The organism is uncultured Phascolarctobacterium sp. (genome assembly GCF_958349595.1).
GTDB lineage: Bacteria > Bacillota > Negativicutes > Acidaminococcales > Acidaminococcaceae > Phascolarctobacterium.
In genome coordinates this window covers 245,582-269,349 of record NZ_CATWDQ010000002.1, presented here as the reverse complement: position 1 = coordinate 269,349, position 23,768 = coordinate 245,582, and the positions used below count along the sequence as shown (strand labels likewise).

General features: G+C 45.3%; 23 protein-coding genes. All 23 read right to left on the bottom strand.

All coding sequences use genetic code 11. The features are described from left to right. Positions 1-15: 15 nt before the first annotated feature. Positions 16-714, bottom strand: a complete 699-nt coding sequence (locus tag Q4G98_RS02875) for a TIGR03936 family radical SAM-associated protein (RefSeq protein WP_177561936.1) — start codon at positions 712-714, stop codon at positions 16-18. Further along, positions 711-2,573, bottom strand: coding sequence for a TIGR03960 family B12-binding radical SAM protein (locus tag Q4G98_RS02870; RefSeq protein ID WP_298563572.1), 1,863 nt, complete (start codon positions 2,571-2,573; stop codon positions 711-713). Before Q4G98_RS02870 ends, Q4G98_RS02875 begins: the two co-directional genes overlap by 4 nt. Before the next feature lie 12 nt (positions 2,574-2,585). Continuing rightward, a complete protein-coding gene (rodA, locus tag Q4G98_RS02865) occupies positions 2,586-3,692 on the bottom strand; it encodes a rod shape-determining protein RodA (protein WP_298563574.1) in 1,107 nt (368 codons plus the stop codon). A 25-nt stretch (positions 3,693-3,717) separates the two neighbouring features. Continuing rightward, a complete protein-coding gene (gene mrdA, locus Q4G98_RS02860; RefSeq protein WP_298563576.1) occupies positions 3,718-5,529 on the bottom strand; it encodes a penicillin-binding protein 2 in 1,812 nt (603 codons plus the stop codon). Positions 5,530-5,546: 17 nt separating this feature from the next. Further along, positions 5,547-6,044 (bottom strand): rod shape-determining protein MreD, encoded by a 498-nt coding sequence (gene mreD / locus Q4G98_RS02855; RefSeq protein WP_177561930.1) that lies wholly within the window; start codon positions 6,042-6,044, stop codon positions 5,547-5,549. Continuing rightward, positions 6,041-6,910, bottom strand: coding sequence for a rod shape-determining protein MreC (gene mreC / locus Q4G98_RS02850; protein WP_177561928.1), 870 nt, complete (start codon positions 6,908-6,910; stop codon positions 6,041-6,043). Before mreC ends, mreD begins: the two co-directional genes overlap by 4 nt. Positions 6,911-6,926: 16 nt before the next feature. Further along, entirely contained in the window at positions 6,927-7,958 is a 1,032-nt protein-coding gene (locus Q4G98_RS02845) for a rod shape-determining protein (protein ID WP_177561926.1), read from the bottom strand. 11 nt (positions 7,959-7,969) lie between these two features. Then, the gene (radC, locus tag Q4G98_RS02840; protein ID WP_177561924.1) at positions 7,970-8,659 is read right to left on the bottom strand and encodes a DNA repair protein RadC; all 690 of its coding nucleotides are present in this window, start codon (positions 8,657-8,659) and stop codon (positions 7,970-7,972) included. Then, the gene (locus tag Q4G98_RS02835; RefSeq protein WP_366916962.1) at positions 8,656-9,222 is read right to left on the bottom strand and encodes a Maf family protein; all 567 of its coding nucleotides are present in this window, start codon (positions 9,220-9,222) and stop codon (positions 8,656-8,658) included. Before Q4G98_RS02835 ends, radC begins: the two co-directional genes overlap by 4 nt. Beyond that, positions 9,219-9,683: a SoxR reducing system RseC family protein gene (locus Q4G98_RS02830; protein ID WP_298563583.1), complete on the bottom strand. Its 465-nt coding sequence runs from the start codon at positions 9,681-9,683 to the stop codon at positions 9,219-9,221. Before Q4G98_RS02830 ends, Q4G98_RS02835 begins: the two co-directional genes overlap by 4 nt. A gap of 15 nt (positions 9,684-9,698) precedes the next feature. Next, a complete protein-coding gene (locus tag Q4G98_RS02825; protein ID WP_293546120.1) occupies positions 9,699-9,989 on the bottom strand; it encodes a hypothetical protein in 291 nt (96 codons plus the stop codon). 23 nt (positions 9,990-10,012) lie between these two features. After that, positions 10,013-10,519 carry a hypothetical protein gene (locus Q4G98_RS02820; protein ID WP_298563585.1) on the bottom strand — a complete coding sequence of 169 codons (507 nt, stop codon included), beginning with the start codon at positions 10,517-10,519 and terminating at the stop codon, positions 10,013-10,015. Between the two features lie 208 nt (positions 10,520-10,727). Beyond that, positions 10,728-12,005 (bottom strand): SLC13 family permease, encoded by a 1,278-nt coding sequence (locus tag Q4G98_RS02815; protein ID WP_293663300.1) that lies wholly within the window; start codon positions 12,003-12,005, stop codon positions 10,728-10,730. A 396-nt stretch (positions 12,006-12,401) separates the two neighbouring features. After that, entirely contained in the window at positions 12,402-13,679 is a 1,278-nt protein-coding gene (locus Q4G98_RS02810; protein ID WP_293663301.1) for an SLC13 family permease, read from the bottom strand. Positions 13,680-14,134: 455 nt separating this feature from the next. Then, complete coding sequence (locus Q4G98_RS02805) at positions 14,135-15,265, bottom strand: sodium ion-translocating decarboxylase subunit beta (RefSeq protein ID WP_301961828.1); 1,131 nt, start codon at positions 15,263-15,265, stop codon at positions 14,135-14,137. A gap of 101 nt (positions 15,266-15,366) precedes the next feature. Beyond that, on the bottom strand, positions 15,367-15,759 hold the full coding sequence (locus tag Q4G98_RS02800; protein WP_293720679.1) for a biotin/lipoyl-containing protein: 393 nt from the start codon (positions 15,757-15,759) through the stop codon (positions 15,367-15,369). Between the two features lie 57 nt (positions 15,760-15,816). Further along, positions 15,817-16,164 (bottom strand): OadG family protein, encoded by a 348-nt coding sequence (locus Q4G98_RS02795; RefSeq protein ID WP_298563750.1) that lies wholly within the window; start codon positions 16,162-16,164, stop codon positions 15,817-15,819. 52 nt (positions 16,165-16,216) lie between these two features. Next, positions 16,217-17,716, bottom strand: coding sequence for a carboxyl transferase domain-containing protein (locus Q4G98_RS02790; RefSeq protein WP_177561908.1), 1,500 nt, complete (start codon positions 17,714-17,716; stop codon positions 16,217-16,219). Between the two features lie 173 nt (positions 17,717-17,889). Beyond that, the gene (gene mce / locus Q4G98_RS02785; RefSeq protein ID WP_177561845.1) at positions 17,890-18,306 is read right to left on the bottom strand and encodes a methylmalonyl-CoA epimerase; all 417 of its coding nucleotides are present in this window, start codon (positions 18,304-18,306) and stop codon (positions 17,890-17,892) included. Positions 18,307-18,341: 35 nt separating this feature from the next. Next, positions 18,342-19,280 carry a methylmalonyl Co-A mutase-associated GTPase MeaB gene (gene meaB / locus Q4G98_RS02780; RefSeq protein WP_177561847.1) on the bottom strand — a complete coding sequence of 313 codons (939 nt, stop codon included), beginning with the start codon at positions 19,278-19,280 and terminating at the stop codon, positions 18,342-18,344. A gap of 87 nt (positions 19,281-19,367) precedes the next feature. Continuing rightward, positions 19,368-19,757, bottom strand: a complete 390-nt coding sequence (locus tag Q4G98_RS02775; protein ID WP_177561849.1) for a cobalamin B12-binding domain-containing protein — start codon at positions 19,755-19,757, stop codon at positions 19,368-19,370. A gap of 34 nt (positions 19,758-19,791) precedes the next feature. Continuing rightward, positions 19,792-21,438 carry a methylmalonyl-CoA mutase gene (locus Q4G98_RS02770; RefSeq protein ID WP_177561851.1) on the bottom strand — a complete coding sequence of 549 codons (1,647 nt, stop codon included), beginning with the start codon at positions 21,436-21,438 and terminating at the stop codon, positions 19,792-19,794. A gap of 216 nt (positions 21,439-21,654) precedes the next feature. Further along, positions 21,655-23,175 carry an acetyl-CoA hydrolase/transferase family protein gene (locus Q4G98_RS02765; RefSeq protein ID WP_298563743.1) on the bottom strand — a complete coding sequence of 507 codons (1,521 nt, stop codon included), beginning with the start codon at positions 23,173-23,175 and terminating at the stop codon, positions 21,655-21,657. Positions 23,176-23,768 lie beyond the last annotated feature (593 nt).

The window sequence follows — 23,768 nt, the reverse complement described above, 5'->3', positions numbered from 1 at the left end:
TTTCAAAATTATTGGTCAGCCCTGCGTATGTTCCAGCATCGGCATTCTCGTGCCGTCAGCAGCTGTACGATACAGGTCCAGTCTGGTAATATCTGCTTTTTCGACTGGCAGCTGCATCCCGAAATGCTGATTCAGGGTATTTAACAGATCTGCTGCTTTCATGCTGCCGTTAGGTGTAATACGGCAGGAAAATTTCAAAGTCAGCAAACCATTTTCCTGACTTGCAGCTATTTCAGGGATATAAAATTTTACATCAATTTCTTTGATTTTGTTTTTAAGCTTGGGAGCAGCCTTTGCATAAATAACACTGGTTGCCGCATTAAAAGCCGCTACGGCCTCAACATACCCGCCGTCATAAGGCAGTGTCACAATATACTCTGCGCCGCCAGCAGAAGCCATCAACGCCGGCGCGTTATTAGCCGTAACGTCGGCCGCCAGGATACGTATCCCCCGTGGCAAAGCCGCCGTCATTTTCCGCACTGCCTCAGCTGCTTCCATCGGTTCAGCCAGCTCGATCTCCACAAATTCAGCCATGCTGACGACCCCGACGCCAAGCGCCGACGCCAGCGAAAACTTTAAGTGCGGATTGAAGCCTTCGGAATAGGCAGCAGGTAATTTAGCGCGCCGTATAGCTCTCTCTATAGTCCGCACATATTCTAAATGGGAAATAAAACGTATTTCTTTCTCCTTAGTTATCTGCATCCTTAATTTCATACTAAACCCTGCTCTTTCCAGTCGATTATTTTTACGCCCAGCTTCTGGCAAACGCCACAGCCGGTGCAGGTACCATGACGGCAATCATGGGTCAATTCTTCCGCCAGGGCTTTTTCATATTCCCGACGCAGAAAACTACGCGCTACGGCAGGCTGGATATGTTCCCAGGGGAATAGTTCCGCAGCTCCACGTTCACGTCCTATATAGAACTCTTTGGTCAGACCTGCGTCCTGCAACGCTTCCAGCCAGCGGTCATAAGAAAAATGCTCGCTCCAGCCGTCAAACTTCGCACCGCGCTGCCAGGCCAGATACAGGGCCTTGCCTAAACGGCGGTCTCCTCTTGCGAAAACAGCTTCCATTACGCTGGTCACTGAATCATGATATTGGAAGGTGATATTTTTTACCTTAAGCGCATCCTTCAGTAAAAATTGCTTCCGCCGCAGTTCGGCTATATCATCCTGCGGCACCCATTGAAAGGGTGTATACGGTTTCGGCACAAAGGAAGAAGCGCTCACTGTTACTTTTGCGCCGCGGCGTCCGGTAACTTCCTGGTATTTATATTGTACTGCTTTAGCCAGTTTGGCGATCGCCAGCACGTCCTCGTCAGTTTCACCGGGCAAGCCTATCATAAAATATAATTTTACTGACGACCAGCCAGAAGCAAAAGCCGCCCCTACTGCATTCATCAGATCTGCTTCTGTGACGCCTTTATTGATCACGTCGCGCATCCTCTGGCTGCCGGCTTCCGGTGCAAAAGTCAGACCGCTTTTACGCACAGCCTGCACTTCTTTAGCCAGATCAACAGAAAAACTATCGATCCGCAGAGAAGGCAGCGATACGCTGACCTTTTCGTCTTTAAATTCTTCGATCATCTCGTGTATCATCGGCCCCAGGCAGGAATAATCGGCCGTGCTTAAAGATACCAGCGAAATTTCGTTATAACCTGTATTATCCACCAGCTGACGCGCCAGTTCTTTTAAAAGCTCGGGCCTGCGTTCACGTACCGGACGATAGACCATCCCCGCATGGCAGAAACGGCAGCCACGGCTGCAGCCGCGAAAAACTTCCAGCATGATCCTGTCATGGACGATTTCCCCAAAGGGCACGATCGGCGACGTCGGATAATCGACAGTGCCCATATCACTGATCACCCGTTTTTCAACGGCCGCAGGAGCGCAGCTGCGGTTAGGAACAACTGCCGCTACCGTGCCATCTTCGTTATATGTAACGTCATAGAACGACGGTACATAAATGCCCTTGATCTGCACTGCAAGTTCGAGAAACCCCAGTCGGCCGCCAGGCTTGCCTTCCCGCTGCCATTTTTTATAAGCATCCATCAGTTCAACGATCACTTCTTCGCCTTCACCAACAATCGCAAGATCAAAAAAATCGGCCAGAGGTTCGGGATTATAGACGCAGGGCCCCCCAACGATGACGAACGGATCTTTTTCCGTCCGTTCCCTGGTTTGCACAGGGATCTGCCCCAAATCGAGCATATTGAGAATGTTGGTATAAGAAAGCTCATATTGCAGAGTAAAGCCCACAAAATCAAAATCCCGCAGTACTTTTTCTGTTTCCAAAGTTCGCAGCGGAATAGCATTGGCACGCATCTGCGCTTCCATATCCACCCAGGGAGCATAGACCCGTTCTGCAGCGACGCCGTTTTCGCTGTTTAAAATATGATATAAGATTTTAAAGCCCAGATAACTCATACCCACTTCATAAATATCAGGAAATGCCAAAGCAATACTTACTTCGGTTTCCTCCGGGCTTTTGACAATACTGTTAAATTCTCCGCCTGTATAACGGGCAGGTTTCTGCACACTGCTGAGTATATCAATCCTTAATTCTTTTCCCATGCCGTTCCTCCTCTAAAATTGCAGCTGTTGACGCCGCATATTGATGTTCAGCAGCAAACCGGCCAACAGCATATTCGTAGTCAGCGAGCTTACCCCATAACTCATAAACGGCAGCGGCACACCTGTAACAGGCATAATTCCCGCGGTCATACCAATATTTACCAGCACATGGAACATAAACATAAAAGTTATCCCTACCGCCAGCAAGGTACCAAAGTCGTCTTCAGCATTCAGGGCAATAGTCAGCCCGCGCCAAATAACGATCAGATATAATAACAAAATAATAAGAATACCAATGAACCCAAATTCTTCACCGGCAACGGCAAAAATAAAATCCGTATGATTTTCGGGCAGAAAGTTGAGCTGACTCTGAGTACCCAAAAACCAGCCTTTACCTGCCAGCAGTCCTGAACCAATGGCTATTTTAGATTGGATAACATGATAACCGGCACCAAAAGGGTCGAGTTCCGGATTTAAAAAGACCCTAATCCGGTTTTTTTGATATTCTTTTAAAATATGCCACAGGGCAGGCATCAAAGCAATAAGTGCTCCGCCCATATACATCAGCCATTTGACCTTAAAGCCGCTGATGAGCAGCATCCCCAGCAAAATGGCCATAAAAACCAGTGATGTGCCAAGATCCGGCTGCTTCATGACCAGCACGAAAGGAAAAAATACATAGGCCATAGCGGGCAAATAATCAGTAAAACTATCCAGTGTTTCCAGTCTTTTATTTAAAAACGCTGCCAGGCACACTATCATTATCGCTTTGGAAAATTCAGATGGCTGGATACTCAGCGGTCCGATCTGGATCCATCTTTGAGCCCCCAGTTGGCTGTGCCCCAAAAACATTACCGCCAAAAGCAGCACGATATTAAAGATGTATAGCGGGGTTGCAATATCTTTGAGCAGCCGATAGTCGAAGCGCAGCGAAAAGATAACCAGCACCAGATCAATCATTAAAAACAGGCTTTGACGTTCAACATGCCAGGCTTTGCCTGTAGCTACGGCAAAAGAGTGAGTGGCACTGGCGATCAGGCAGATACCTATGCCGACCAGGCCTAAAATAGCGATGACCAGCCACCAGTCTAAATTGCGAAAATATCTGTTTTGCTGCATTTGCTGTCCTTTCTGCAGGTTCTGCTTATTTTACCGCCTGCGGCGGAATCAAACCTTCTTCTCTAAACCATTCTTCAAACACTTTATAGACGATCGGCCCTGCCGAAGTGGAACCAAAGCTGCCCTGCTCAACAACTGCGGCAACAACCAGTTCCGGCGCATCCACAGGTCCATAAGCAACAAACAGGCCATGATCCCGGCCATGCGGATTTTCTGCCGTACCTGTTTTAGCAGCCATTGCTTTCGGCAGATTGGCAAAGTAAGAAGCCGTTCCTCCCGGCTGCGTTACACCCATCAGACCCTGCCTGATCAGTTCCAGCGTTTTTTGCGATACCCCCAAAGCATATGGCTCCTGATGCTTACGCACTTCAAAAACACTGCCGTCATTGTTAAGCACTTTATCTACCAGATAAGGCTGGTGATAAATACCACCGCCGGCGACACAGCTCATCATCACAGCAATCTGCAGCGGAGTTGCCAGGTCTATGCCCTGACCGATAGAAGCGTTAAAAGTATCGCCCAGTGTCCAATCCTCGCCTGTAAAAATCTTACGTTTATTTTCCGGTGTCGGCAGCAGACCTGATGCCTCACCTTCCAGTTCGATGCCTGTCTTTTTGCCCATGCCGAATTTGCGCGCAAATTCAACCAGATTATCGATACCCAGCCTGTTACCCATTTCATAAAAGTATACGTTATCCGACATACTTAAAGCCTGCTGAAAATTGATCCAGCCCAAAGCTTCACCGCCAGCATTGCCCATCGGCACCAGCCAGTGCTGACCGGAGTCAAAAATCAGTTCTTCCGGTGTTACCTTGCCAAGCTCCAGCGCTGCCGTGCCGGTGATGATCTTGAATGTAGATCCCGGAGGATACTCACCGGATATAACTTTATTGCCCATAGGATAATTCGGGTCATTATTGATGACCTGCCAGTCTTTTTCCGATATCCCGTTGACAAAAAGATTTGGGTCAAACGCCGGCCTGCTTACCATAGCTCTTACAGCTCCGCTGCGCGGATCGATCGCTACAATTGCCGCCGCCCGGGCATTCGGGGCGATACCGCTTGACCGCAGATAGGCCAGCTGTTCGTCAACAGCTTTTTCCATGACCATCTGCAGATCTTTATCGATGGTCAGCTGCAAACTTTTACCAGGAACCGGATCACGCTGCCCCAGCTGCTTGACGACATTACCGGCAACGTCTACCTCCTCATCAAAGCTGCCGTCTATCCCGCGGATCATTTTGTCAAAAGTTTTTTCAATACCAAATTTACCAACAATACTACCACCTGGCATTCCTTTGTAGGCACCTTCGGTAATATCATATTCACTGGCCTCGCCCACATAGCCCAGGGCATGGACAGCCAGTTCTTTATACAAATAATTGCGGATCGGCTGCAATTCCAGTAAAACTCCCGGTAATTCCAGCCTGCGTTCTTCTATCTTGGTCACGATCTCAGGTGAAACGTTGCTTTTTAACCGAACAGGCTCATAACTGTTTTGGTTGGCAGCGATACGTTTTCTGATCTGTTCTTCCGGCATATTCAATATTTCTGCCAGTATCCCGATCACTTTTTCGTTGTCCATCTGCCCCTGACGCTGCAAGGCCACGGCATAACCTGGCAGGTTATTGACCAGCTCCTGCCCTTTGTAATCAAAAAACAGTCCCCGCGGCGCCGTGATTTTTGTTCTGCGCAATCTGTTACCGTCTGCCTGACTGCCATAATAGTCGCCTTTATAAAGCTGCAAATAGGCCATTCTGCCGAGCAAAATCAAAAATATGCATACTGCTGCTGCCAGCATGACTTCCAAGCGGCGCGCGTATTTTTTGTTCAGCACGATTTGACCTCCTTTGTTTAATGCAATCCATCATCCAGCTCTATCCATTTCTGCATTTTTTCAGTCAGCAGATACAGCGGGATCACAAAAATAATATTTCCCAGGCAATAAGCAAGCGCTTCCTCCAGAGCCAGTTCAAACAGTAAAACGCTAAAGCCTTTAGCCATGATAATCTGCAGAATAAAATAGCAGCAGCGTAAAGCCAGGGTTATAGCGCCCACAGCAATGATATTATAAAACATACTGTCTTTAAAAACCTTTTCTTTAGTATAGCCTGCATAATAGCCTACAGCAGTTCTGGTCAGGATATGAAAACCAAAAACACCGCCGGTCAGAATATCCTGCAGCAGGCCTGTAATAAACCCGGCTATACCGCCGGCTACCGCGCCTCTCAGCATAGCGTAGCAGTAAATAAGCAGCAGCGGCAAATCAAATTTGAACCACTGAGTTTGCGGCAGGCTCATCTGTAAAGACAAACAGAACAGAAACAGGACGGGCCAAATCAGTTTCCTCATTGTGCCTGTCCCCCTTCGGTATTACTATTTAGTTTACTTATTGCCGCCGGATTATTATAACCGGTCACAACAAAGACTTCCTCAACCTTACTGCTGTCAACAGCAGGATCGACATCGGCGTTCAGCAAAAGTCCCGCCGCCTCAGGACTGGTCTCTCTTACTGTTCCTATTACCAGCCCGGCCGGATGCCTGCCGCTGAACCCGCTGGTAATAACGACATCACCTTTTCTTACATCCGCTTCCCTTGGCAAATGCTCCATTGATAAAGGCAGATTTTCCATACTTTTTCCGCAGATAACGCCTACAGCCCTGGAATCAGCCCGCAAAATCCTGGCCCCTATCTTACAGCGGCTGCTGGTAATGAGCATGACCTTAGCGACATCGGGATAAACTTCTTCTACCAAACCGACGATGCCATCGCCTGTAACTACAGCCATCTCTTTGTCTACGCCATCTGCAGATCCGCGGTCAATTATTACCACATCCTGCAGATCGCCCATGTTCCGTCCGACAACTTTTGCCGGCAGCAGTTTCTGTTCAGGCGACTGCTCTTTATACTGCAAAAGCTTCTTCAGGCGCTGATTTTCGGCATAGAACTCAGCCATAGCTATATTAGCCCGGCGCAATTCAGCATTCTCTTTTTTTAATTGCTCATTTTCTGCTTCCATTGTCGTAACAGCTTTCAGCTTATTTCCCAAAGAAGAAGCCGCGCCTGTGATTGTCTGAACGCCGCTGTTGACAGGACTCAGCACGGCAATTACCATTCTGTTCAGCACCGGGAAACGTACTCTTCCATCAACAGCTAAAGCCATCAGTGCCACTAATGCTATTACGCTCAGAAGCAGGCTCATTTTTTTCTTACTCACAATAATCTTTCAGCCTTTATTTATTATTAGACGCCATAAAGCCTTTTTTATAAACATCTACATTTTCAACCGCAATGCCAGTGCCTAAAGCGACACAGGATAAAGCATCATCGGAAACATAAACCGGCATACCCGTTTCTTTACTCAACAAACGGTCAAGATTTCTCAGCAAAGAAGAACCTCCGGTCATAACGATACCACGATCCATAATATCGGCCGCCAGCTCCGGCGGAGTTCTCTCCAGAGTATTACGTACAGCGTCGACAATATTCGCCACGGGTTCGCTTAAAGCCTCGCAAACCTGATTTGCATTGATCAGAAGGTTTTTAGGCAACCCGGTCACCAGATCGCGCCCGCGAATTTCCATTTCCGTTGCTTCTTCAAGCTCCATCGCCGTGCCAATAGTGATTTTTATTTCTTCGGCCGTACGCTCGCCAATCAGCAGGCTGAATGTTTTTCTGATATATCGCACAATGGCATCATCCATAGCGTCGCCACCAGTACGAATAGAACGGCTGATAACGATGCCGCCTAAAGAAATTACCGCTACCTCGCAGGTCCCGCCGCCAATATCAACGACCATGCTGCCCGTTGCCTCCTGCACCGGCAGCCCCGCGCCAATAGCAGCTGCCATTGGTTCTTCGATCAGATATGCTTCTCTGGCGCCAGCCTGTACCGTAGCATCGATGACCGCGCGTTTTTCAACCTCCGTGACTCCTGAAGGCACACCGACAACAATGCGTGGACGTATTAAAGAATGTTTGCCAATAGCTTTTTTAATAAAATATTTAAGCATTGACTGCGTAATATCAAAATCAGCAATAACGCCGTCCTTCATGGGACGAATAGCCACGATATGCCCCGGAGTACGGCCGATCATCTGCTTAGCTTCGGCACCAATGGCCAATACTTCTTTATTCTCTTTGTCAACTGCAACTACAGAAGGTTCCCTGATAATGATCCCCTTGCCTTTGGCATGTACCAAAGTGTTAGCGGTCCCCAAATCGATCCCCATATCATGAGCAAAACTTTTAAAAATACCAAACATTCTTCAACACCTCATTTATCTAAATAACCTTGCTCTCTAAAACTAAAAAATATTCCATCGCCAATAACCAGGTGGTCAATCAGCGGAATTCCCATAATTATGCCTGTCTCTGCCAGGCTGCGAGTAAGCTCTTTATCTTCCTGACTGGGTTTAGGATCTCCGGAAGGATGGTTATGTGCTACCAAAATAGCGGCAGCGTGGTAAAGCAATGCCGGAGCAAACACTTCCCGGGGATGCACAACTGAGCTGTTAACAGAGCCCTCTGAAATCTGCTCTGTCCTTATAACCTGATTTTTACTGTCTAACAATAACACCAGAAATTTTTCATGCCGTTCATACCGCAATCTTGGCAGAAGTATCTCCGCACCTTTTTGCGGCGATTCTATTTTCGGCTTAGTCTGTCTTTTCGCTGCTGCAATACGCTTGCCTAATTCCAAAGCAGCCAGGATCGTTGCAGCTTTCGCAGTACCTAATCCATTTACCTTAGCCAGCTCTGCCACGCTGTGCGCGCAGGCTATATTTTGATACAGGCCACCAGAAGCAGTCAGCTCTTCTGCTATTCTTAAAGCAGAACGCTTTTGTGTGCCAGTACGGATCAAGATAGCTAAAAGCTCAGAATTACTTAACCCTGCAGCTCCCCGCTGCACCAATTTTTCACGGGGCCTGTCCTCCAAAGATAACTCTTTTATACACTGGCTCAAAAGCCTCTCACTCCAATTTGTGCCATCATTTGATACAAGCGGGTGAGCGGCAACCCCACGACGTTATTATAACAGCCTTCTATTTTTTCAACTAGAATAGCCCCGCGCCCCTGAATACCATAGGCGCCAGCCTTGTCCAAAGGTTCACCTGTAGCCGTATAAGCAAGGATCTCAGCCTGAGACAGGCTTCTGAACCAAACTTTAGTCTCTGCTACTTCGACCAGTTCCCGGTCATTATAAAAAACTGCAACGCCTGTTAAAACGCGGTGCATTCTGCCGGACAATTTGCGCAGCATAGCTGCTGCTTCGCTGCGATCAGCTGGTTTACCCAGTATTTCCTGCTCCAGAACAACCACCGTATCAGCAGCGATCACCGGGATTTCAGTACCCAGCTTTCCAGCAACTACACGGCCCTTGCCCAAAGCATTAGCAGCTACAACTTTTTCAGCGTTATCGCCACCGACTTCAGCAAAATTACTGGTACAGACATCGACCTCAGTCCCCAGCTGGTGCAATAATTCTAACCGCCGGGGAGAACCGGACGCTAACCTTACCCGCATCAGTTCATCTCCTGTTTCTTTTCACTTTCATCCTTACTGTCATCAAAAACTATCGGATCAGGCGCTTCTATTTCTACGACCACCGGCTGCACCCCTTCACGAACTGCATCACGTTTAAAAATGCGCGCATAATTAACGGCGATCAACAGCCAGATAACAACGCCTAACATCATGGGCATGGTTTTATCCATACCAAAAAAAATCGCGATACTGTTACCAAAAACAGCTCCGGCAATTACTGCCAAAACCGGAAATCCATATAGAACCATCTGCATTTTACGCTTGTTCATTTCCTGATATTCAATGCCGACCACATCTCCTACTTTGGCATTGATCGGACACCAGGTCTCTAAATATTTGGGTACTTTATCCCCTTTGCTTTTATCTTTATCAAGCTTTATTTTTGCTCTTTCGCCATGCTTCTCAAGCACCAGGCCTACAAGCTCAGCTCTCATTTGCGCCATAAATACTCTCCTTAATCAATAAGCATGTACGAAAACATACCAATAGCCAAATCCAAAAATAACGCCATAAATAGCAAGAAAAATAGCAGCCCCCTGCCAGGTGACAGGATAACCAAAATTAATATATTCCCCAAAAATTCCCCGGCGGTTAAAAAAAGTATACGACATTCTTCTTTTAAACCATTTGGCTTTGTTTTCCGAGCCAACTGCCTTGGCAATCACGAAAATATAAAAAAAAGCGCCGACAAAAACTTGAATGATGCGTGCACAAATCAAAGAACTGTCTACATTTACCAATGCTTCCATTGCGTTCATCCTTTCCTGCTAACTCAGTTTAAGTTTAAAAATTTATCAGGCATCTGTCTCCGCAGCTCACGCAAAAATTTTTCACTGCACTTAAAAATAATGCCTGCCAGTTTCTTATTATCTTTACCTTCAGTAAACACTAATAAACGCTGCTCATTAGGATCGACCGAAGAATACCTGTGGATATAGTGACGGATCTTAGTTTTTCTGAAAAAGCTTTTGATGTATTTATTCGTATAACTTTCTGTTTTTGTCAGATCCACTTTAAAACTGCGTTTGATCCCCACGCCGTGGCTGATGATCTCCATTTCACCTTCACGCAAAATATACGTATACTTGAAAACAACACGCCAGATCCACATCATCAGAAATAAAATATTAAAGCCCCATCCTAAAGGGCTAAAATAGCCTGTATTCATATAACGATAGCCTTCATAAATCCACAAGATAGTAATAACAGCCAGACCGCCGTAAGATATCTGCATCCTGCGATCGCTGACCTGAGATTCTTCTCTGTATATTTCGTTCAAACAAAACAATCCCTTCATCATCTATTATCCAAGTACTGACTGCACCTTTAGACCATTTCTTATTATAACAAATTTTTGCTCTAAAGGATACACTCTAAGGGCTTTCATCTAAAAAAATTCACAAACCGGATATTAAAAAACAGGCGTGAAGACCACGCCTGTTTTAATATACTTCATACTATAAAATTTTCTATTTCTCCGCCAAGAATTAATTGCCTGGGAAGAAAGGCCATACGATAGGAATTACAACCAGAGATACGATAAAGGATACGATAACGAGACCGGTACCTGCTTTAACATAGTCCATGAATTTGTAACCGCCAGGACCAAGCACCAAAGTATTCGGAGGAGTACCTACCGGAGATGCAAATGCGCAGGATGCTGCAACTGCAATTGCCATCAATACTGCTTTCGGGTCAGCACCCAATTGCTGGGAGATAGCAATACCGATCGGGCACAGCAAAGCTGCGGACGCAGTGTTGGACATAAATTGGGTCAAGCCACAGGACAGGATAAAGAGGATCGCGGTAACTACTAACGGAGACGGAGAACCGCCCATCAAGCTAACAGTCCATTCAGCGATCATTTTACCGGCGCCGGTTTTGTCCATTGCAGTGGATACAGGCATCATACCTGCGAACAGGAAGATGGTTACCCAGTCAATAGATGCATAAGCCTGTTTCTCAGTTAAGCAGCCAGTCAGTACGGCAATAATAGCGCCCATAATAGCTGCCATTTCCAAAGATACACCAGGAATGCCGATAGCCATAGTTAAAACTACGCACAGCAAGATAATAGCGGAAACAATTTGCTTAGAAGCAGAAGTTTCGTTAGCTTCAACTTCCTGTTCGATTTCCTGATCAGCATCGATTTGTTTGTTCGGGAGCAGATATTTGCCCAGGAACATCATGTAAACCATACCAGCTAAAGTTACAGGAATACCGATCCAGGCATATTCGAAGAAACCAAACTGTTCTTTCATACCAGCTGCCTGTAAAGCGCCGTTAGCAATGATGTTCGGAGGAGTACCAACCATAGTGATGATACCGCCGAGGCCGCAGGCGAATGCCAAAGGCATCAACTGACGGGAAGCAGGAATCTTTGCTGCAGAGCAGATACCAAGTACAACCGGCAACAGGCAAGCTGCAGTACCAGTGTTGGATAACACAGCAGACAAAGCAGCACCAACAAGCATAATACCAAACATCAGGCTGTTTTCACCAGTGCCAGAAATTTTAACGATCGAAGTACCAATTTTCTGAGCCAGACCAGTATAAAACATAGACGCGCCAACTACGAACATACCTGCAAAAAGTACTACTGTGGAGTTAGACAAACCAGAGAATACTGATTTAGCAGGGATAAAACCTAACAGGCCGCACGCGATTGCGCCACCCATAGCCGTTACTGCAAGCGGGATGAGTTCGGTTACAAATAATAACGCAATAACAGCCAACATAATAAGACATTTTACTGCTTGAGACATGAGAATCCTCCTTCAAAAAATTTAAAAATGTTTTAGGATAGCAACAAATTACTTCCTATTATATATGTAAGCTAAAATGATTAATTTTGCTATTTTTTGTATATTATCGACAAACTTATCTTTAATTACAAAATCATTAACAAAATTTAATTAACAGCTTACAGTAACAAGTGTAACAGATAAGCCAATTTTTTTCAAGATTTTTTCACATTTTCCCTATAACAAAAAACTCCAAATTTTGTTAACTGTCTTCATTATGTATATTTATACCATTTAGAGGCTTTTTCAGCAGTTTTTTATTCATAGCTAAAACATAAAAAAACAGGCGTGATAATTATCACGCCTGTTTAATTTATTGCTTTTGCAATATTAACGTTTTCTTATTCGCCCAACAAATTATTTGCCAGGGAAGAAAGGCCATACGATAGGAATTACAACCAGGGATACGATAAAGGATACGATAACGAGACCGGTACCTGCTTTAACATAGTCCATGAATTTGTAACCGCCAGGACCAAGCACCAAAGTGTTCGGAGGAGTACCTACCGGAGATGCAAATGCGCAGGATGCTGCAACTGCAATCGCCATCAATACTGCTTTCGGGTCAGCGCCCAATTGTTTGGAGATAGCAACACCGATCGGGCACAGCAGAGCTGCAGATGCAGTGTTGGACATAAATTGGGTCAGGCCGCAAGACAGAATGAACAATACTGCGGTAACTACTAACGGAGACGGAGAACCGCCCATCAGACCAACAGTCCATTCAGCAATCAATTTACCTGCGCCGGTTTTATCCATTGCAGTGGATACAGGCATCATACCTGCAAACAGGAAGATGGTTACCCAGTCGATAGATGCATAAGCCTGTTTCTCAGTTAAGCAGCCAGTCAGTACGCAAACAATCGCACCGATGATAGCAGCCATTTCCAAAGTTACGCCTTTGATACCGATAGCCATAGTTAAAACTACGAGCAACAAAATAATGCCGGAAACGATTTGTTTGGAAGAAGAAGTTTCATTAGCTTCAACTTCCTGCTCGATTTCCTGATCAGCATCCAATTCAGCTTTCGGAAGCAGATATTTGCCCAGGAACATCATGTAGATGATACCAGCCAAGGTTACAGGAATACCGATCCAGGCAAATTCGAAGAAACCAAATTTGTTAGCAATACCAGCTGCTTCTAAAGCGCCGTTAGCGATGATATTCGGAGGAGTACCAACCATAGTGATGATACCGCCGAGGCCGCAGGCGAATGCCAAAGGCATCAATTGACGGGAAGCAGGGATCTTTGCTGCAGAGCAGATGCCCAAAGCAACCGGCAGCAGGCAAGCTGCAGTACCAGTGTTGGATAATACGGAAGACAAAGCAGCACCAACAAACATTAAACCAAACATCAAACTGTTTTCGCTAGTACCGCAGAAATGAACTACAGTATTACCGATTTTTTGTGCAAGGCCAGTATAGAACATAGCTGCACCGACAACAAACATACCTGCGAAAAGTACTACTGTGGAGTTTGACAAACCAGAGAATACTGATTTAGCAGGGATGAAACCTAACAGGCCGCACGCGATTGCGCCGCCCATAGCTGTTACTGCAAGCGGAATGAGTTCGGTTACAAATAACAATGCAACAACAGCCAGAAGAATGAGACATTTTACTGCTGGGGACATTATAATTCCTCCTTTTAAAAATAATTTTATATACAGCGCGTTCGGGGCGCGTATATCAAAACAAAGAATGTTTTTTAAAGAACTTAGGCGTTGCTTTCTATGAATTTTCTTGCAACACCTTATGCTTCATTATACCACTCTGCGTCCAATTTTGAAAGTGTAAGTTTCACTTAATTTACACTTTTTTTGACATCGACGTATATTATTATAGTACATTAATACTATTTTTAACACACTTATATTTTTGTTTCCACTCAGGAAGTATGATCAAAAACAAAAATATTTTTGAATGCTCTAAGGCAACCTGCTTTATTGCTTTTACATCCTGTTTTATCAATGACCATCAATTTTCTTCACACGTCTTTGAGTTACTCAATAATGATCACTCATGCGTTTTTCCAAAAAAAATAGGTGCACACTCAATGTGCACCTATTTCTATTATCCATAATGACAATTATTTTACAGGACCGATCATTGCAAGCATTGCGCCTGCAGCAACTGCGGTACCAATAACACCGGCTACGTTCGGACCCATGGCGTGCATGAGCAGGAAGTTAGCAGGATTAGCTTTCTGACCAACTATCTGAGATACACGTGCTGCCATCGGAACTGCGGATACACCAGCGGAACCGATAAGCGGATTAGTTTTACCGCCGTCAACAATACACAAGATTTTACCAAAGACAACGCCAGCAAAAGTACCGGCTGCAAATGCAACCAGGCCAAGGCAGATGATCAAAATAGTTTGATAATTCAGGAAAGAATCTGCCTTCATAGTCAAACCAGTACCAGTTGCCAGCATGATGGTTACAATGTTCATCAAAGCATTCTGTGCGGTGTCAGAAAGACGGTCCAGACAGCCAGCTTCTTTGAACAGGTTGCCCAGCATCAACATGCCGATCAAAGCAGTTACAGGCGGGAGCAACAAGCTGATAACGATAGTTGTAGCAATCGGGAATACGATTTTTTCAAAATGGGAAACAGGACGCAATTGTTCCATAACGATTTTACGGTCTGCTTCAGTAGTGCAAAGTTTCATGATAGGCGGTTGGATCAAAGGAACCAATGACATATATGAATATGCTGCTACTGCGATCGCGCCTAACAGGTTAGGAGCCATTTTGGCTGCCAGATAGATAGCAGTCGGGCCGTCAGCACCACCGATGATGCCAATAGCAGATGCTTCCTGAATAGTAAAACCAAGCATCATAGCGCCCAGCAAGGAAATGAATACGCCTGCCTGAGCAGCTGCACCCAGAAGCAAGGTTTTCGGGTTAGCGATCAACGGACCAAAGTCTGTCATCGCGCCTACGCCTAAGAAAATCAAAGGCGGGAAAATTTCATGGTGAATACCATAAAGAATTACCTGCATAACACCCGGTTGATCCTCAAAACCGGTTTTAGGAACGTTTGCCAGCAGACAGCCGAATGCGATCGGCGAAAGCAGCAAAGGTTCGAAGCCTTTACCAATAGCAAGATACAGCAGAATGATGCCAACAAGCATCATGATGCCATTGCCCATGGTGAAAGCGGAGAAACCGCTGTCGTTCCATACGGATTGTAAAGCAACTACAAATGCTTCCATTTATATCCTCCCAATGTTCAATTATTTGAGAGCTTTTCAAAAATATATTACCGCTCTCTTTCGATACAAAAGTTAATTGTGCCCCGTAATGTTTAAATAAATTACATTACGATCATAACGTCGCCGGTACCAACAGTCTGGCCTGCGGATACGCGAACATCAGAGATAGTGCCATCAGCCGGAGCCATGATCTCGTTCTGCATTTTCATTGCTTCGAGAACCATGATTACGTCGCCGGCTTTAACAGCGTCGCCAACTTTAACTTTTACTTCGAGAACTTTACCAGGCATCGGAGCGCTGATAGTTGCTGCGCCTGCAGCTACAGGTTTTGCAGCCGGTGCCGGAGCAGCAGCAGCTTTCGGTGCCGGAGCAGCGGCAGGTGCCGGTGCAGCTTTCGGTGCAGCAGCTTTCGGTGCGGATGCTACAGCACCGCCCATATCTTCAACTTCTACTTCATATGCAGTGCCGTTAACGGTAATAGTATACTTTTTCATGGATATGAATCCTCCTTAAAATCTCATAATTAAAATAGATTGGTCAATAACAAAAAATTAAAAACATTCTTTGCGAACACTGATTGCCTCAATACGAGCATTCTGTGTCCAGCCTGCTTCAGGCAGACGGCGTACGCAGGCGATCTCCTCGGCAGAATGGCCGAGAGCCGCTACAGCTGCAGCGATAACAGCAATGATCTCGCTGTCATCCTGTACAGGCGCTGCTACAGCAGCTGGTGCTGCTGCCGGTGCCGGCGCTGCTACTGGATTAGCTGTTTTTTTTTGACGAGTAGGATCTACCATGTAGATGATTTTCATCAAAACACCCAAAGATGCCAATACGCCAAATACTATGGTCATATTGATCAAAGCAATCAGCCAGGGATTAGTAGTTACAGGACCCATTATTTCACCTCATTCTTCTTAATTAATTAAGCACTATGCTCCAAGCTGCAAATTACAAAGGAATATTGCCATGGCGTTTTGCCGGGCGGGTTTCACGTTTGGATTGCAGCATTTGCAAAGCGTTGATGATGGTGGGACGGGTGTTCTTCGGTTCGATTACCATGTCTACCATGCCGCGCATTGCTGCCTGGTACGGAGTTGCAAAGTTATCGATGTACTCTTCCGTTTTTGCTTTTACATCAGGATCGTTTTTGAAAATGATGTTAGCTGCACCTGCAGGTCCCATTACTGCGATTTCTGCAGTCGGCCATGCAATTACCTGGTCTGCGCCCAGATCTTGAGAGCACATTGCCAAGTAGGAACCGCCGTATGCTTTACGGGTTACTACAGTAATTTTAGGTACAGTTGCTTCGGAATATGCATACAGCATTTTTGCGCCGTGACGGATAATGCCGCCGTATTCTTGGTTACAGCCAGGCAGGAAGCCAGGTACGTCTACCAAGTTCAGCAAAGGAATGTTGAAAGCATCGCAGAAGCGAATGAAACGGGAGGATTTGTCAGATGCGTTGATATCCAGGCAGCCAGCCATTACTTTCGGTTGGTTTGCAATGATACCTACGGTTTGACCATCCATACGTGCAAAGCAAGTGATGATATTGGTTGCCCAATATTGTTGGGATTCATAGAATTCACCGTTGTCTACGATGGATTTGATAACGTCTTTCATATCATATGCCTGGTTGGAGTTATCCGGAAGCAATGTATTCAGAGACTCATCGATACGCATCGGATCGTCACCGGTTTCTACGATAGGTGCACATTCCATGTTGTTGGAAGGCAGGAAGCTCAGAAGGTAGCGGATCTGTTGCAGGCAGTCTTCGTCGTTTTCTGCAGCAAAATGTGCAACGCCGGAAGTGCTGTTGTGGGTCATAGCGCCACCCAGTTGTTCTTGGGTTACGTCTTCACCGGTAACAGATTTTACTACTGCAGGGCCGGTAATGAACATTTTAGAAGTGTTCTTTACCATGTAGATGAAGTCAGTCAGTGCCGGGCTGTATACAGCGCCGCCAGCGGAAGGACCCATGATAGCGGAGATCTGAGGAACTACGCCGGATGCAATAGTGTTTTCAAAGAAGATTTTGCCGTAACCAGCCAAAGCATCGATTGCTTCTTGGATACGAGCACCGCCGGAATCGTTGAGGCCAACAAGCGGAGCACCCATTTTCAGGGACAGACGTTGTACTTTTACGATTTTAGCAGCATGCATTTCGCCCAGGGAACCACCTTCTACAGTGAAGTCCTGTGCAAATACATAAACCAGACGGCCGTCAATAGTGCCGTAACCGGTGGTTACACCTTCGCCAGGAAGTTCTTTCTTCTCTTGGCCGAAGTTTGTGCAACGATGTTTTACGAAACGATCCAATTCAACAAAGGACCCTTCGTCGAGGAGTGCAGCAATTCTTTCGCGTGCAGTCATTTTACCGGATTCGTGTTGTTTAGCAACACGTTTTTCGCCGCCTGCAGCCAGAATTACTTCGGACTTTTTGAGCATTTTCTCAATTTTTGCTTGAGTAGACAAATCTTACACCTCCATCATTATTGGGAGAACCTTATTTTATATACATCTACGCGGATGCAGACACCTTGATCCGCATCCGTGCAGTATGTAACAACTTAAAAATAAAATCTTTTACAAAGATTTCTTTAATTCCGTATTTTACGGAATTATTTTTTTGCCGGAGCGCAGAGCTCAAGCAAAATGCCTACGGATTTAGGATGAACGAAAGCAATATCCATTCCGCCAGCACCACCGCGAGGAGCTTTGTCGATCATAGCAGCGCCTTTTTCGATGCAGCCATCGATAGCAGCTTGGATGTCGTCAACGCGAACAGCGATATGTTGAATACCTTGGCCGTTTTTAGCGATGTATTTGCCGATAGGGCCATCGTTATTTTCAGTGATATCAACGAGGAGCTCAAGCAAAGTTTCGCCGCAGGGAATGAATACAGTTTTTACGCCTTGTTCAGGAACTGCTTCTTCACCAGTGCAAGTTAAACCAAGAACTTCAGTGTAGAATTTTTTGGATACGTCCAAATCTTTGCAAGCAATGCCTACATGGTCAACACAAATTGTTTTAAACATTTCTAATTCCTCCTAAAAAGTAATTTTTGGCTGTTTTATCTTAAAACTTTACCAACAATGTCAGCGACAACGGAATACGGCTCAATTTCACGAACTTGCAGTTTTTCAACCAAAACATCAAATTCAGAAGTTGCTACCACATTTTTGTCGATGTAACGATTGACTCTGTCATTAAGCATTGCCGTAACCTCGTTTTTAATACGGGCTTTACGGATTTTACTCAATTCACCAGATTCAATCAAATATGCCCTGTGCTCTTCAATAGAGTCAACAACGGCCTCTATACCTTCACCCTTACTGGCGACAGTCCGATTGATAGGAGGACGCCAGCCAACATGCTCGGGGTTTAATTCCAACATCATTTCTATTTCAATGTTCAGCTTATCTGTACCTTCACGGTCAGCTTTATTGATCGTGAAAAGGTCACCGATCTCAAGTATGCCTGCTTTGATAGCCTGGATATCATCACCCATACCAGGAATAACGACAACCATTGTGGTATCAGCAGTTTTAACAATATCTACTTCAGACTGACCGACGCCAACAGTTTCAACGATGATAACATCAAAACCATATGCATCCATCAATTTAACAGCATCGCCCGCTTTTTGTGACAATCCGCCTAAACTTCCGCGTGTAGCCATAGAACGAACGAAGATACCTTCATCTGCAGTAAGATCCAGCATTCTGATGCGGTCACCTAAAATAGCGCCGCCAGAAAACGGGCTGGTAGGATCAATTGCAATAATACCAACTGTTTTACCGCGTTTACGGTATTCTTTAGCAAGTTTATCGGTCAAAGTACTTTTGCCGGCGCCCGGAGGTCCGGTGATTCCGACGACATAAGCATTACCGGTGTGGGGATAAATAGCTGTCATTATTTCAACAGCATTATCATACTCGTTTTCTACAGCAGTTATAGCTTTGGACAATGCCAAACGAGAATTATTTAATACGCCTTCAACAATATTCAATGATCACACCGCCTTGTTGAGGTCCAATAAAAATTGTATGATGCAAGCCGGGACAAGCCCGGCCTGCAAAATTTTTGAGAACCTTAATTATTTTACGTTAGCGTTGATGAAGTCAACAATGTTGCCAGTAGGGGTGCCAGGAGTGAATACTTCGGCAACGCCTGCAGCTTTCAGACCAGGAATGTCAGCGTCAGGAATAACGCCGCCGCCGATAACCAGAACGTCGGTCAAACCTTTTTCTTTCAGCAGTTCAACTACTTTCGGGAAAAGGGTATTGTGAGCGCCGGAAAGCAAGCTCAAAGCAACAACTTTAACGTCGTCCTGCAGAGCAGCTTCAGCGATTTGTTCCGGAGTCAAACGGATACCGGTGTAAATAACTTCAAAACCAGCGTCGCGCAGAGCACGAGCTACAACTTTAGCACCGCGGTCATGGCCGTCCAGACCCGGTTTTGCTACTAAAACTCTAATATTAGACATTATTTCTTACCTCCCTATTATTGTTGGCTCTAAATTACAGAGCAGTATGAGATTGATATTCGCCGAATACTTTTCTCATTACGCCGCAGATTTCGCCTTCAGTTGCATAAGCACGTACAGCGTCAAGGATCAAAGGCATCAGGTTGACAGATTCGTCAGCGCAGCCTTTTTCCAGAGCAGCCAAGGTTTCTTCAACTTTAGCATTGTCACGACGAGCTTTAAGGGCAGCAATCTTATCAGCTTGCAATTTGCCAACGGAGCCGTCAACACGCAGCAAGTTTTTCGGCGGTTCTTCTTCTTGTTGGAATTTGTTTACGCCAACAATAATACGGTCGCCTTTTTCAATGTCCATTTGCCATTTGTAAGCGGAGTCTTGGATTTCTTTTTGGATATAACCTTTAGCGATAGCTTCAGGAGCGCCACCGATTTCGTCGATCTTTTTGATGTATTCCCAAGCTTCAGCTTCGATTTTGTTAGTCAAAGCTTCAACATAGTAGGAACCGCCCAACGGATCAACGGTGTCAGCCAAGCCGGATTCGTAAGCAACGATTTGTTGAGTACGGAGAGCGATGGTTACAGACTCAGTAGTCGGCAATGCCAAAGCTTCGTCTTTGGAGTTAGTGTGCAGGGATTGAGTACCACCCATTACAGCAGCAGCAGTTTGCAGAGCAACACGAACGATGTTGTTGTTCGGTTGTTGTGCAGTCAGCATGGAACCTGCAGTTTGAGTGTGTACGCGAAGCATCATGGATTTCGGTTTTTGAGCGTTGAATCTTTCTTTCATTACTTTAGCCCATACACGACGGGAAGCGCGGAATTTAGCAACTTCTTCGAGTACGTTGTTATGAGCATTCCAGAAGAAGGACAAACGACCAGCAAAAGCGTCAACGTCCATGCCAGCTTTGATAGCTGCTTCAACATAAGCGATACCATCAGCGATGGTGAAAGCGATTTCCTGAGAAGCGGTGGAACCAGCTTCACGGATATGATAACCGGAAATGGAGATAGTGTTCCACAACGGTACGTTTTTAGAGCAATATTCGAAAATATTGGTGATCAAACGCATGGAGGGTTTCGGCGGGAAAATGTAAGTGCCGCGAGCAGCATACTCTTTCAAAATATCATTTTGAATAGTGCCGCGCAGTTTGTCAGCGGAAACGCCTTGTTTCTCAGCAACTGCGATGTACATGCAAAGCAGTACGGATGCAGGAGCATTGATGGTCATAGAAGTGGAAACTTGGTCAAGGGAGATACCGTCGAACAGGATTTCCATATCAGCCAAGGAGTCGATAGCTACGCCAACTTTACCAACTTCGCCTTCAGCCATCGGATCGGTGGAATCATAACCGATTTGGGTCGGAAGGTCGAATGCGCAGGACAAGCCGCTGCCACCGTTAGCCAAGAGGTAACGATAACGTTTGTTGGATTCTTCTGCAGTGGAGAAACCAGCATACATACGCATGGTCCAGAAACGGCCACGATACATAGTGGGTTGTACACCACGAGTGAAAGGATATTCACCAGGGAAGCCAAGGTCCTTCTCATAGTCGAAGCCTTCGATGTCGAGAGGGGTGTAGAGCCTGTTAGGCTCAAGGTTTGCACGTTCGGGATTTTTAGCAAGTTTAGCTTCTACGCCAGCCATGTACTTGTCAAATCCAGCTTTCAGAGTTTCATTTGCCATTCTCAAATCCTCCTTAAGAATATTGTTTTTGCACAATCCGGTTTGGACTGACCGAATTATGGTGAGAGTGTCCGTCATAGACGGTGTATATGGCAAAGCCCAAAGGCCTCGTCAACAGATTGGATACAGATAAACTGTAAAGTTTGCCGGCAGAACTAGCTACCTGCCGGCAAAATATTTCTGGTAACAATCTCAGTCAAGAACATTGACTAAGAATTATTTTTCCATGGTGCCGGTTTTTACGAAACGATCATGGAAGGCGAAAGCTTCATCCATAAGATGCGGAGTTTGGCTGTTGCCGCAAGCTTCGCAGGCTCTCTTGAAATAATCAAGCAGGAGCGGTTGGTATTTCGGATTAGCAACTTTGTCAATGATAACCAAAGCGCGTTCTTTCGGAGACAAACCACGAAGGTCAGCTACACCGCGTTCGGAAACGATAACGTCAACATCATGTTCAGTATGGTCAACATGAGAGCAGAAAGGAACTACGGAGCTGATAGCGCCGCCTTTTGCAAGAGAAGTAGTGAAGAATACGGTCAGGAAGCCGTTACGGGCATAGTCGCCGGAACCGCCGATACCATTCATGATCTTAGTGCCGCAGATATGAGTGGAGTTGATGTTGCCATAGATATCTACTTCGATTGCAGTGTTCATGGCAATAACGCCGATGCGACGTGCGATTTCAGGGCTGTTGGCAACTTCCTGCGGACGCAGGATGATGTATTTTTTATATTTTTCTACGTTATCATAGAATTTTTTGAGGCAGTCAGGAGACGGGCTCAAAGCAGTACCGGAGCAAACACGCAGTTTGCCGGCGTCGATCAGATCAAACATGCCGTCCTGAACAACTTCGGTATATACAGTCAGATCTTCAAAATCAGAGTTAACTAAGCCATTGATAACTGCGTTAGCAACAGAGCCTACGCCGGATTGCAACGGCAGCAGGTTTTTCGGCAGACGGCCAGCGGCAACTTCTGCTTTAAAGAATTCAACCAGATTTTTGCCCATTTTTTGAGCATCTTCATCAATAGCGCCCAAAGGACGAACTTTATCAGTGATATCACAGGGAACGACAGCAACGATTCTGTCTAATTCGCAGGGGATATACGGAGTGCCGATAATATCTTCCGGTTTTTCGATGGGAATAGCTTTACGATTCGGAGGATCCAAAGGAACATAGGAGTCATGCATGCCTTCAAGTTCTACCGGTTGGGAAGTATTTACTTCAACGATAACTTTCGGTGCACATTGAACATAAGAAGAGGAGTTACCCATGGAAGTTGTAGGAATCAAACCAACCTGACCATTGCCAAGGTCAATGATTTTGCAAGCTTCGACAATAGCAACGTCAACGCATCTGCGGTTTTCCATAAAACCATAACGAGTCATTTGTGCAACATGGCTCAGATGCATGTCAGTGTATTTTACAGAACCGTTATTGATTGCTTTACGCATGTCGTTATTAGTTTGATAAGGCATACGACGGTCAACGATACCAGCTTCAGTCATTGCGGTATCCATTTCAGGGCCTACAGAAGCGCCGGTCCAAACATTGATTTTGAAAGGAGTTTTTTTGCCTTTTTCTGCCAGAGCAAGCGGCACAGCTTTAGGATAACCAGACGGGGTAAAACCACTGGTACCTACGTTGTCGCCATCCTTTACAAATTCTGCAGCTGCTTCGGCGCTCATAATTTTGCCGGCTACTGCTTCGCATACGCGATCTTTAATGTCGATCATGTTTACCTTCCTCCTTGTAAATAAAACAAATTGTGGCTAATGCCAATGAGGTCTATTAACCTCACTAGTAAAAAATACACTTAGTCGGTAAAAAAACAAATATAAAACCATAAACTACTCTTTACCGAATAAGATTTTACCCATAAAAAAGGAGCACTCAGAAGTTTTGATTTACGAAAACAAAACATAGCCAAGTGCCAGCTTACTTCCATCCAAAGTGGCTACGCTCTGAATCGCAAACTGTCAAGCAGGCAAAGCTTTCAGTCGAACATCCATGTTCTCCTGTCTACCAACTGCTAAAACATATCCTGATATTTAGTTCTGCTTTAATTTACTTCGACGCCCTCACAAAAAATCCTTCAAAAAAAAACTTCAATTGTGATTTCTTTTTGAACTTTTTGTGTCCAAATACATTATACCACAAAAAAAGCAGTAAATTTTAGACAAAATTGCTACTTTTTTTACTTTTTTAACAATTTTGGATTTAAATGCTATATCTCATATGATACCAGTAAAACTGTAACATGGCAAGCATTTTCTTTACAATTTACAAAGAAACACCCCTTGAGATAGACTACTCAAGGGGTGTTTTG